The following is a 1,981-nucleotide window of genomic DNA, read 5'->3' as shown; positions in this document are numbered from 1 at the left end:
ACTCAAATTATTCACCCCTTAAATACTTACTTAGGAAAGTTACCTTAATACTATGTTAACTCAAAGCACAATCATTTTCAGTTATTTTCTATATTTCTCCACATTTGTAACAGCCCCCCTTTTTTAATAACGCGTTCTCATAATAAATTCTAAAACACATTTATCGGAAGTTAAACTGAACATGGCTCCAATGAATTCTAATATTTAATTATAAATTTTTTTCTAAATCTTAAATCATTTCATACCTTAACACTTCAAAAGGTACACCTTTTGAAACACACTCCTTCCTCCCCACATTAAAACCACATCTCCCTATAGATTTGACAAAAACCATTACTCAATATTATTAAAAAATAGAGGATATTTCTCTATTATCCATCGGTAAATTCTTATCATTTTCCCATTGAGAGTTATGACTCTCTCTATTTTATTTTCATTCGACACAATATGACAATATATAGATGTTTATTTTGATAAGATTGTCCAGAAATATTACATTTTATATATCTTGGAGGAATTAAATTATGAGCAAAAAATTATTAATGGCTTTATCATGCAGCGTGTTACTTATGGGATTGGCTGCTTGTGGTTCAAATGATAAAGCAAGTACATCAGAAGAACCAAAACAAGAAACTAAAAAAGAAGATGAACAAAAGAAGGTAGATGAGCAAAAACAGGAAGAGGAACAAAAGAAAATAGAAGAACAGAAAAAATCCGAAGAACAAAAACAAGCTGAAGAGCAAAAACAAGCTGAAGAGCAAAAGAAGTTAGAAGAACAGAAAAAGGCCGAAGAACAAAAGCAATTGGAAGAACAGAAAAAGGCTGAAGAGCAAAAGCGATTAGATGAACAACGCAAACAAGAAGAGGCTCAAAGACAACAGGAAGAGCAAAAGAAACAACAAGAAGCAGCTCGAGTAAAAGAACAGGAGCAACAAAAAGCTGCAGCTAATACAGCACCTCAGCAACAAGCTGCACCTAAACAAGAGAAAGTTCACTTTGCAAACTGTACAGATGCAAATAATGCTGGTTACTATGATATAACTCCAGATAGCCCAGCTTATGCTTCGCATTTAGATCGTGATGGCGATGGTGTAGCTTGTGAACGAAATAAAGGACATAAAAAATCTAGTAAAAAACATTAGATTTATGGAAAAGTACTCTTATGATTGCTTTTTTATTTCTATTCGACAAAATATGACAATACACAAATAATTCGTTTGCTAACATAAGATGAGAAATCTTACATTTTGGAGGGGACTAGTAAAAATGGGTAATAAAAATAAAGAGAAAAAACCTAGCGAGTCGCAACTTGCCAAACAGGCGATAGCAAATAAATACCAAACTTCGCCTATTATCGTAGAAGCTAAGTTCAGTTCAACTGATCGTGGCTATGCTGCCATAGATAAAGATCATATTCAATTATTTAAGTACAACAAAGAAACACAAAATGTTTCTAGTGTTGGCACATATAATTTCAATGAATACGACACTGTTACTATTGATAAATTCGCCGTGAAAGCGGTTATGGAATTTAAAGGAATGAATAAAACATTCGTATTTACACCAACACAGCAAACTAATGATATTGAACGCTTAATCCAAACAAATACTTCAATTCAAATCAATAAAGTGGAGCGTAAATTACATAACAAGATACTCGGTTTTCGATCTAATACTAAATGGAAAATGGTTGTAGCTAGTGCTGTTTACCTATTTATTGTTATTGCTGCAATTAGTGGTTTCATGGATAAAAAAGAGAATAAAGTTGCTTCTAGCACCCCAAAACAAGAGGCCAAGATAGAAAGTCAATCTGATACGAAAAAAGAAACTAATTCTAAGCCTCAAGATACAGTTTTAAAAATGGACGATGGCCGTAATGTTAACATGGAGATTTACAACAAGTACGGTGTTAAATATCAGTCTCATGAGCCAACTACAAAGGATAAGGATGCAATGGAGCATTTTGAAAAAATGGCTGAGA

The 1,981-nt window shown here is 32.9% G+C and carries 2 protein-coding genes; both read left to right on the top strand.

Going from position 1 to position 1,981, the window contains the following annotated elements; translation table 11 throughout:
* Nucleotides 1–524 precede the first annotated feature (524 nt).
* Entirely contained in the window at nt 525–1,142 is a 618-nt protein-coding gene (locus BB045_RS08505; protein ID WP_075140673.1) for an excalibur calcium-binding domain-containing protein, read from the top strand.
* A gap of 124 nt (nt 1,143–1,266) precedes the next feature.
* Nucleotides 1,267–1,981 (top strand): hypothetical protein (locus tag BB045_RS08500; protein ID WP_075140672.1); only part of this gene is annotated, 715 nt, incomplete at its 3' end.

The sequence above is a fragment of the Staphylococcus sp. MB377 genome (assembly GCF_001922505.1).
Taxonomy (GTDB): domain Bacteria; phylum Bacillota; class Bacilli; order Staphylococcales; family Staphylococcaceae; genus Staphylococcus; species Staphylococcus haemolyticus.
Note: the sequence above shows the minus strand (reverse complement) of the source record. Positions and strands in the feature narration are given on the sequence as shown.

Coding starts and splice junctions, on each gene's coding strand:
- BB045_RS08505 (WP_075140673.1), top strand. CDS start 525: ATGAGCAAAAAATTATTAATGGCTTTATCATGCAGCGTGTTACTTATG.